Origin of the sequence: Streptomyces flavofungini (assembly GCF_041028215.1) — a bacterium.
Classification (GTDB): domain Bacteria; phylum Actinomycetota; class Actinomycetes; order Streptomycetales; family Streptomycetaceae; genus Streptomyces; species Streptomyces flavofungini_B.
Window position 1 is genome coordinate 1 of the sequence record NZ_JASKYR010000301.1, and the last position, 8435, is coordinate 8435.

Below are 8435 nucleotides of genomic sequence, written 5' to 3' on the forward strand. Positions count from 1 at the left end.
GTCCATGCCGACGTAACGGGAGAAGTCCAGGGGCTCGCCGAAGCGGATCGTCACGCGGCGCAGGTTCGGCAGCTTCTGGCCGGGCGGCTGTGCCTCGAAGGTGCCGATCATCGCGCAGGGGATCACCGGGACCCGCGCCTTGAGCGCCATGGCGGCGACGCCGACCTTGCCCTTGTAGAGCCGTCCGTCGTGCGAGCGGGTGCCTTCCGGATAGATGCCGAGCAGCTCGCCCTTGCGCAGCACGCCGAGGCCCTCCCGGATGGCGGCCCTGCCCGCCTCCCTGCCGGAGCGGTCGACCGGGATCTGTCCCGCGCTGCGGAAGAAGGCGGCGGTCAGGCGGCCCTTGATCCCCGGGCCCGTGAAGTACTCGGCCTTCGCCAGGAACGTGATGCGGCGCTTGATGATCGCGGGCATGAGGAAGTGGTCGGAGAACGACAGGTGGTTGCCCGCGACGATCGCGGCGCCCGTCTGCGGCACATGCTCCAGGCCCTCGATTCTGGGCCGGAACATCAGCCGGAGCAGCGGACCGAGGAGCACGTATTTGAGCAGTGGATAGAACATGGTGGCTGCCTTCCCCCGGTTCCCGGTGCCGACGCACAGTAGCCAATCAACGGTGCGGATGCGAGAGCCCGTTCGGGCTGTTGTGCGGCATCGGGCGGGCGACACGGCGGCGCGGCGCCTGGACGGGCTGGGCGTACGGGGGTCCGCTGGACTCCTCCCGGAGTCTCCGTCGCCGGGGCCGACGCCACAGAACGTCACCGTCCACTGCCGCCGCCAGGCCACCGGAGGTCCCGCATGCGTCCGTTCACCGTCGCTGTCGCCGCACTGCTCGCCCTCAGCGCCGCCGCCCCCGCGCGGGCGGCCGACACGGCTGCCGCCCCCGCGCCGAGGCAGGGGCTCTTCCTCACCGTCTCGGAGTCGGGCGACACCTGGGTCCGCGGTGTGCTGCTGCGCTGCGAACCGCGGCCCGTGGGGCGTCACCCGTACGCCGAACGGGCCTGCGCGGAGATCACCGCGGCGGCGGGGAACCTCGACGGGCTGACCCGTACGGCACGGCCGTGCACCAAGCAGCACGACCCCGTCACCGCGAGCGCGAGCGGCACCCACCGGGGCCGGGCGGTCAACTGGGTCAAGGTCTTCCCCAACCGCTGCGAGCTGGAGGTCGCGACCGGCTCCGTCTTCCGGTTCTAGGCGGCCGTTCCGCTCACGCGCCGCGCGACAGCACCATGCCCAGGGTCAGCAGTCCGAGCACGACCCAGCCGAACCACAGCCAGCCGTTGCTTCCGAGAGCCACCGAATACGCCGTGACCATGATCAGGCTTCCGACGGTGAACCCACCCATGGTCTTCGTGGAACCGGGCATCGCTCAGCCTCCTTGCGGCAGCCCCCTGCGCCTGCGCGCCGGGCCGCGGTCCGAGGACCATCGTCACCCGTGGAAGCCCGTCCGCGCTAGCGTCCGCGTGCGGCCAAAGAGGCCAGGTAGGCGTTGTAGGCCTCCAGCTCCTTGTCGCCGTCGCGGTCGGCGGCGCGGTCCTTGCGCCGTGCCTCGCGGTCCTCGGAGCGGCGCCACTGGAAGAGCAGGGCCACCAGGACCACCACGGAGGGGATCTCGCTGAACGCCCAGGCGATGCCGCCCGCCGCCTCCTGGTCGGCCAGCGCGTCGATGCCGAGCGAGGCGGGCGGGTGCATGTAGGTGCCGACCATCGGCTGGGTCGCCATCATCAGCGCGATGCCGAAGAACGCGTGGAACGGCATGCCCGCGAACAGCTCCAGCATCCGCATGATGTAGCCGGGGCGGTGCGGCCCCGGGTCCACGCCCATGATCGGCCAGAAGAAGACGAGGCCGACGGCGAGGAAGTGCACCATCATCCCGATGTGGCCCGCCCTGGAGCCCATCAGGGTGTCGAAGAGCGGCGTGAAGTAGAGCGCGTACAGGCTCGCGATGAACAGCGGGATCGTGAACGCGGGGTGCGTGATGATCCGCATGTACCGGCTGTGCAGCAGCCGGAGGAGCCACTCGCGCGGACCCTTGTGGCCGCGCGCCGCCACCGGCAGGGCGCGCAGCGCCAGCGTGATCGGGGCGCCGAGGAGGAGCAGGATCGGCGACAGCATGCTGATCACCATGTGCTGCACCATGTGCACGCTGAACATGACCATGCCGTAGTCATTGAGCTTGGTGCACATCACGAGCAGGACCGTGAGGACACCGGTCACGAAGGCGACCGTACGGCCCACCGGCCACTTGTCGCCCCGCCGCACGAGCCGGACCACGCCCCACCCGTACAGGGCCAGTCCCACCAGGCCGCCGATGAGGAAGAAGGGGTCGGCGGAGATCTCCAGGCCTCGCCCCAGCGTGAACGGCGGCAGATCCATGTTCATGCCGTGCCCGCTGTGATCCATCCGGTGGCTCCTGATTCATGCGGAATGTGCGACATCGCGGATTGTGCGACGTGTGTCGGCACCAGAGTAGAACCGCCCCCGGCCGCTGACGCGACCGGGGGCGAGTAGTACAACGCGCAACCGAGCTGGCGGGGGGCCAGTGGTGCTTCCGTGGTGCTAGAGCACGCACTCCGCCTCTGCGTACCGCTCGTCGGGCACGGTCTTCAGCGTCTCGACGGCCTCGGCGAGCGGCACCATGGTGATGTCCGTGCCGTGCAGCGCCGTCATCCTGCCGAACTCGCCCCGGTGCACCGCCTCCACCGCGTGCCAGCCGAAGCGCGTCGCGAGGACACGGTCGTACGCGGTGGGGGTGCCGCCGCGCTGGACGTGCCCGAGGATGACCGGACGGGCCTCCTTGCCGAGCCGCTGCTCCAGCTCCAGGGAGAGCTGGCGGGCGATGCCCGCGAACCGCTCGTGGCCGTAGACGTCCTTGCCGCCCACGTCGAACTCCATGGAGCCCTCGCGCGGCTTGGCGCCCTCGGCGGCCACCACGATCGCGAACTTCTTGCCCGCCGAGAAGCGCTCGCCGACCTTTCTGGCCAGCTCCTCGATGTCGAAGGGGCGCTCGGGCACCACGATGGCGTGCGCGCCCGCGGCCATGCCGGAGTGCAGGGCGATCCAGCCGGTGTGCCGGCCCATGACCTCGACGATCAGGACGCGCTGGTGCGACTCGGCGGTGGTCTTCAGCCGGTCGAGCGCCTCGGTCGCCACGCCCACGGCCGTGTCGAAGCCGAAGGTGACGTCGGTGACAGCGATGTCGTTGTCGATCGTCTTGGGCACGCCGACGATGGGCAGGCCCGCGTCCGAGAGCAGCCGGGCCGCCTTCAGGGTGCCCTCGCCGCCGATCGGGATGATCGCGTCCAGGCCGAGGTCGGCGACATGGCCCTTGGCGCGCTCCACGCCGTCACGCAGGTGCGCGGGCTGCACCCGGGAGGAGCCGAGGATGGTGCCGCCGCGGGCGAGGATGCCGCTCACCGCGTCGAGGTCGAGCTTGCGGTAGTCGCACTCCAGGAGGCCCTTCCAGCCGTCGTGGAAGCCGATGACCTCGTCGCCGTGGTCCGCCACCGCGCGGTGCACGACGGAGCGGATCACGGCGTTCAGGCCGGGGCAGTCGCCGCCGGAGGTCAGGACACCAATGCGCATAGCCCGGAATACCTTTGCAACGTGGGCCGATGACCGGACCACGTCGTCCGGCTGAGTTCCCGCCACCCTATAGGCGGCGGGGGGCCGTAAGGCATCGGGCGTCCGAGGGCTGGACGCCCCCGCTCACATGTGCGGGCGGGGCGTCAAGCGGGCCCTCGTCCGGGCTGGTTCCGGGCCGGTTCCGGCTCAGGCGGGCTGCGTCGCGGAGGCGATGCGCTCGGCGCGCAGCGCCTCGTACCAGCGGTCGTCGGTGGGCGGCAGCGCGTTCACATCCAGGGCCAGCTTGAGCAGCAGGTCCGCGATCAGCGGGTTCCTGGCGAGGACGGGGCCGTGCATGTACGTGCCGAAGACCGTGCCGTTGTACGCGCCCTCGGTGCCGTCGCCCGTGCCGTTGCCCCGGCCGAGCGTCACGCGGGCGAAGGGCCGCGCGGAGGGGCCGACGTGGGTGATGCCCTGGTGGTTCTCGAAGCCGGTCAGCGACGGCAGGCCGAGCTGCGGGTCGATGTCGGCGAGGACGTCACCGACGCACCGGTCGCCCTCGCCGCGCGTGGAGACCACGTCGAGCAGGCCGAGACCGGGCTCGCGCTGGCCGAGGTCGTTGATGAACTCATTGCCCAGGATCTGGTACCCGGCGCAGACCGAGAAGACGATCGCGCCGTTGCCCACGGCCCGCGGGAGACCGCCGTCGCGGCGCAGCCGCTCGGCCGCCAGACGCTGCGGACGGTCCTCGCCGCCGCCGATCAGGTAGATGTCGCCGGAGGTGGGCACCGGCTGGTCGCTGCGCACGTCGTAGCGCTCGACCTGGAGGCCGCGCTGACGGGCGCGGCGCTCCACCACCAGGGCGTTCCCCTGGTCTCCGTACGTGCTCAGCAGGTCGGGGTAGACCCACACCAGCCGCAGGCTGTTGTCACTCATGCTCATTCGTCCCTACGAAGGTCTTGAGGGGCCGGTGGGTCAGTTGCCGACGCGGCGGCGCAGGTCCTGGAACGCGGTGTAGTTCGCGATCGTCTCGATGCGTCCGGGCGGGGCGAGCTGCACCGCCTCGTCGACGCTCTCGCAGACCCGGAAGTCCAGGCCCGCGACCTCCAGGCGCACCGCGAGGTCCAGCTTGCGGTCGCCGAGGACGAAGATCGGGTGCCCGGCGAGGCGGGTGTAGTCGACGTCCCAGAGCCAGGAGGTGTCCGTGCCGTCCGCCCCGCGCGCGTTCACCGAGAGGATCACCGGGGTGGGCGGCGGGTCGATCAGCGAGAACGTCTCCAGCCAGCCCGCCGGGTTCTTGGCGAGCAGCAGCCGCAGGTCACGGCCCTGGAACTGCACGACGTCGTAGCGGCCCGCGACGGCCTGCACCTGGTACATCCGCTCCAGGGCGACCTGCGGGGGCACCCCGAAGACGGCGGCGACGGCGGCCGAGGAGGTGGCGTTGGCCTTGTTGGCGCGGCCGGGGAGCTGGAGGTGGATGGGCCACGCCGAGCCGTGCGGGTCCAGGACGTGGTCGCCGGAGAGCACCCAGCTCGGCGCGGGGCGGCGGAAGCCGCACTCGCCGCAGAACCAGTCGTCCCCGGGGCGCTGCATGACGCCGCCGCAGGACGGGCAGGACCAGGCGTCGTCCTTCCACTCCTGGCCCGCGGCGACCCACACCACGTTCGGTGAGGAGCTGGCCGCCCAGACGACCAGCGGGTCGTCGGCGTTGGCGATGACGACGGCCTTGGAGCCGGACAGGCCCTCGCGCCACTTCTCGGCGAGCATGCGGGTCTCGGCGGCGCGGTCGAGCTGGTCGCGCGAGAGGTTGAGCAGCGCGATCGCCTTCGGGTCCACGTCACGGGCGACACCCGCGAGGTACTTCTCGTCGACCTCGATCACGCCGTACTTCGCGTCGGAGCCGCCGGCGAGCGCCGAGGTGATTCCGGCAGGCATGTTCGCGCCCAGCGCGTTCGACACGACCGGGCCGCTGGCCCGCAGTGCCTCCGCGATCAGGCGCGTGGTGGTCGTCTTGCCGTTGGTGGCCGACACGAGGACGACGTCCAGGTGTGTGGCGAGCCGACCGAGCAGCTCGGGGTCGAGCCGGAGCGCGACCTTGCCGCCGATCACCGATCCGCTGCCGCGGCCGGCCGCGCGCGACACCGCCGCGGCCGCCTTGCCCGCCGTCACGGCCAGCTTGGCCCGCGGCGACAGCGGGTCCGTGTTGCCTGACATCTGTCGAGATCCTCCTTGCGTACGGCGCCGCGCCTGCCCCCGGCATCGTTTCTCTGCTCAGCCTATCGAGATCCGCTGACAAGCCCGAACCGCGGCACCACCTCGGTGCCGTCGCTGTGCGCGGACCTGTGCATGGACCGTACTCTGACCGCCATGCGACACGGCTCGATCCCGGGCGCCTCGGGGCGCGTACGACCTCTGACCCTGCTCGGTGACCCCGTGCTCCACGCGGCCTGCGAGGAGGTGACCGACTTCGGTCCCGGACTCGCGGACCTGATCGAGGACATGTTCGCGACGATGTACGCGGCCCAGGGCGTGGGCCTGGCCGCCAACCAGATCGGCGTCGGCAAGCGGGTGTTCGTCTACGACTGCCCCGACGACGATGACGTCCGTCACCTCGGACACGTGGTCAACCCCCGGCTCGTGGCGGCGGACGGCGAGACGCTGCGCGGCCCCGAGGGCTGTCTCTCGCTGCCTGGCCTGGAGGCCGGTACGCCGCGCTTCGACCACGCCGTGGTCGAGGGGTCCGATCTGCGCGGCGAGCCGGTGCGGGTGCACGGCACGGGGTGGTTCGCGCGCTGCCTCCAGCACGAGTGCGACCACCTGGAGGGCGCGGTCTACACCGACCGCGTCACCGGATGGCGGCGCCGCAGGGTGCTGCGGGCCGCGGCCAGGGCACCCTGGAACACCGCCTGACCCGCTCCGCGCCCGGCTCAGAACCCCGGGCCGCCCACGCGGTTGCCCGCGGCGGCCAGGCGGCCCCAGAGCAGGTCGGCGAGGCTGCGCACCAACTGCGCGCGCGAGCAGGGCCGTTCGCCGAGCCACCAGTCGCCCGCGGCGTGCATCATGCCGACGATGCCGTGGCCCCAGACGCGGGCGAGATCCGCGCTCTCCGGGCCGAGGTCGACGCGCTCCTCGATGACCTCCGCGAGCTCCTCGCCGAGGCGGCGCAGCAGCGGCGCGGAGTGCACGCCGACGTCGAAGCCCTGGTCGCCGGGGGAGGGGGCCTCCGAGGGGTGCATCAGAAAGCGGTAGACCTGGGGGCGCGCCTCGATCGCCGCGAGGTAGGTGTCCAGGGTCGCCTCGACGCGCTCCCTGCGCTCGGCGGGGGCGTCCAGGGCGGCGCGCAGGGCTTCCAGGAGCGCGTCGGTGTGCCGCTTGGCGAGCGCGGCGTAGAGCCCGCCCTTGTCGCCGAAGTGGCGGTAGAGGATCGGCTTGGTGATGCCCGCCTCCGCCGCGATGGCGTTCATCGAGGCGCCGGGTCCGTCGCGGAGCACCACCCGGTCCGCGGCTTCGAGCAGCTCGTGCCGACGGCGCTCGGCGGACCGCTGCTGATCGGTCCGCTGGGTGGTCTCCATGGCTTCTCCCCGCCCGTGCTGATTCGGTGACGCACGCGCAACGTAACACTACGGGCGCCCTCCGCATCGAACGGGCTGCCGGGAGTTGACACGGACTACTGGCCAGTAACAGACTTCCGTTACCGCAAGTAACGTGGCAGCTGATCGCAGGTCCTGGAGGGGTCATGGCCGAGTTCACCATGGAGCTCAACGACGAACAGAAGGAGGTCCGGGACTGGCTCCACGGGTTCGCCGCCGAGGTGATCCGCCCCGCGGCCGCCGAATGGGACGAGCGCGAGGAGACTCCCTGGCCCATCATCCAGGAAGCGGCCAAACTCGGCATCTACTCCCTGGATTTCTACGCACAGCAGTTCTTCGACCCCACGGGCCTCGGCATCCCGATGGCCACCGAGGAGATCTTCTGGGGTGACGCGGGCATCGGCCTGTCCATCATGGGCACCGGTCTCGCCGCCGTCGGCGTCCTCGCCAACGGCACCGAGGACCAGATCGGCACCTGGATACCCCAGATGTACGGCGACGTGAACGACGTCAAGGTCGCCGCCTTCTGCTCCTCCGAGCCCGACGCGGGCTCCGACGTGGCGGCCATGCGCACCCGTGCCGTCTACGACGAGGCCAAGGACGAGTGGGTCCTGAACGGCACCAAGACCTGGGCGACCAACGGCGGCATCGCCAACGTCCACGTCGTCGTGGCGGTCGTCGACCCCGAGCTCGGCTCGAAGGGCCACGCCTCCTTCATCGTCCCGCCCGCCACCCCCGGTCTCTCCCAGGGGCAGAAGTTCAAGAAGCACGGCATCCGCGCCTCGCACACGGCCGAGGTCGTCCTTGAGGACGTTCGGGTCCCCGGCGACTGCCTGCTCGGCGGCAAGGAGAAGCTGGACGAGCGCCTGGCACGCGCACGCGAACGGGCCAAGAGCGGCGGCGAGCGCGTCAAGAACGCCGCCATGGCCACCTTCGAGGCGTCCCGCCCGGCGGTCGGCGCGATGGCGGTCGGCACCGCGCGCGCCGCGTACGAGGAGGCACTGGAGTACGCCAGGACGCGCACCCAGTTCGGCCGCCCGATCATCGACAACCAGGGCATCGCCTTCCAGCTCGCCGACATGCGTACGCAGATCGACGCGGCCCGCCTCCTCGTGTGGCGCGCCTCGTGGATGGCGTCCACCGGCAAGAAGTTCGAGTCGGCCGAGGGCTCCATGTCCAAGCTGTACGCGAGCGAGGTCGCCAAGAAGGTCACCGCGCAGGCCGTGCAGATCCTCGGCGGCAACGGCTTCACGCGCGAGTACCCGGTGGAGCGCATGCACAGGG

Annotated in this window: 10 protein-coding genes; 3 read left to right on the forward strand and 7 right to left on the reverse strand. The window is 71.4% G+C overall.

Annotation, left to right across the window (positions count from 1 at the left end):
• Positions 1-561, reverse strand: a 561-nt coding sequence (locus tag AB8Z36_RS20935; RefSeq protein WP_369214881.1) for a lysophospholipid acyltransferase family protein, incomplete at its 3' end; no start/stop codon positions are given.
• Positions 562-795: 234 nt separating this feature from the next.
• On the opposite strand from AB8Z36_RS20935, the gene AB8Z36_RS20940 reads away from it, so the two are divergent.
• Complete coding sequence (locus tag AB8Z36_RS20940) at positions 796-1191, forward strand: SSI family serine proteinase inhibitor (protein WP_369214882.1); 396 nt, start codon at positions 796-798, stop codon at positions 1189-1191.
• Positions 1192-1204: 13 nt separating this feature from the next.
• Here the strand turns inward: AB8Z36_RS20940 and AB8Z36_RS20945 are convergent, their stop codons facing one another.
• The 5 genes from AB8Z36_RS20945 to AB8Z36_RS20965 form a co-directional block, all read right to left on the reverse strand.
• Positions 1205-1363 (reverse strand): hypothetical protein, encoded by a 159-nt coding sequence (locus AB8Z36_RS20945; RefSeq protein ID WP_369214883.1) that lies wholly within the window; start codon positions 1361-1363, stop codon positions 1205-1207.
• A gap of 86 nt (positions 1364-1449) precedes the next feature.
• The gene (locus AB8Z36_RS20950; RefSeq protein WP_369214884.1) at positions 1450-2400 is read right to left on the reverse strand and encodes a cytochrome c oxidase assembly protein; all 951 of its coding nucleotides are present in this window, start codon (positions 2398-2400) and stop codon (positions 1450-1452) included.
• Positions 2401-2556: 156 nt separating this feature from the next.
• The gene (locus AB8Z36_RS20955) at positions 2557-3582 is read right to left on the reverse strand and encodes a 6-phosphofructokinase (RefSeq protein ID WP_369214885.1); all 1026 of its coding nucleotides are present in this window, start codon (positions 3580-3582) and stop codon (positions 2557-2559) included.
• Positions 3583-3768: 186 nt separating this feature from the next.
• The gene (locus AB8Z36_RS20960; protein ID WP_369214886.1) at positions 3769-4497 is read right to left on the reverse strand and encodes a type 1 glutamine amidotransferase; all 729 of its coding nucleotides are present in this window, start codon (positions 4495-4497) and stop codon (positions 3769-3771) included.
• Between the two features lie 39 nt (positions 4498-4536).
• A complete protein-coding gene (locus tag AB8Z36_RS20965; protein WP_369214887.1) occupies positions 4537-5775 on the reverse strand; it encodes a Mur ligase family protein in 1239 nt (412 codons plus the stop codon).
• A 153-nt stretch (positions 5776-5928) separates the two neighbouring features.
• Between AB8Z36_RS20965 and def the strand changes: the two genes are divergently transcribed.
• Positions 5929-6471, forward strand: a complete 543-nt coding sequence (gene def / locus AB8Z36_RS20970; RefSeq protein ID WP_369214890.1) for a peptide deformylase — start codon at positions 5929-5931, stop codon at positions 6469-6471.
• A 17-nt stretch (positions 6472-6488) separates the two neighbouring features.
• Here def and AB8Z36_RS20975 read toward each other — a convergent pair whose 3' ends face one another.
• On the reverse strand, positions 6489-7133 hold the full coding sequence (locus AB8Z36_RS20975; RefSeq protein WP_369214888.1) for a TetR family transcriptional regulator: 645 nt from the start codon (positions 7131-7133) through the stop codon (positions 6489-6491).
• A gap of 164 nt (positions 7134-7297) precedes the next feature.
• On the opposite strand from AB8Z36_RS20975, the gene AB8Z36_RS20980 reads away from it, so the two are divergent.
• Positions 7298-8435 (forward strand): acyl-CoA dehydrogenase family protein (locus AB8Z36_RS20980; protein WP_369214889.1); only part of this gene is annotated, 1138 nt, incomplete at its 3' end.

Coding starts and splice junctions, on each gene's coding strand:
- AB8Z36_RS20950 (WP_369214884.1), bottom strand. CDS start 2,400: ATGGATCACAGCGGGCACGGCATGAACATGGATCTGCCGCCGTTCACG.
- AB8Z36_RS20945 (WP_369214883.1), bottom strand. CDS start 1,363: ATGCCCGGTTCCACGAAGACCATGGGTGGGTTCACCGTCGGAAGCCTG.
- AB8Z36_RS20975 (WP_369214888.1), bottom strand. CDS start 7,133: ATGGAGACCACCCAGCGGACCGATCAGCAGCGGTCCGCCGAGCGCCGT.
- def (WP_369214890.1), top strand. CDS start 5,929: ATGCGACACGGCTCGATCCCGGGCGCCTCGGGGCGCGTACGACCTCTG.
- AB8Z36_RS20965 (WP_369214887.1), bottom strand. CDS start 5,775: ATGTCAGGCAACACGGACCCGCTGTCGCCGCGGGCCAAGCTGGCCGTG.
- AB8Z36_RS20960 (WP_369214886.1), bottom strand. CDS start 4,497: ATGAGTGACAACAGCCTGCGGCTGGTGTGGGTCTACCCCGACCTGCTG.
- AB8Z36_RS20955 (WP_369214885.1), bottom strand. CDS start 3,582: ATGCGCATTGGTGTCCTGACCTCCGGCGGCGACTGCCCCGGCCTGAAC.
- AB8Z36_RS20940 (WP_369214882.1), top strand. CDS start 796: ATGCGTCCGTTCACCGTCGCTGTCGCCGCACTGCTCGCCCTCAGCGCC.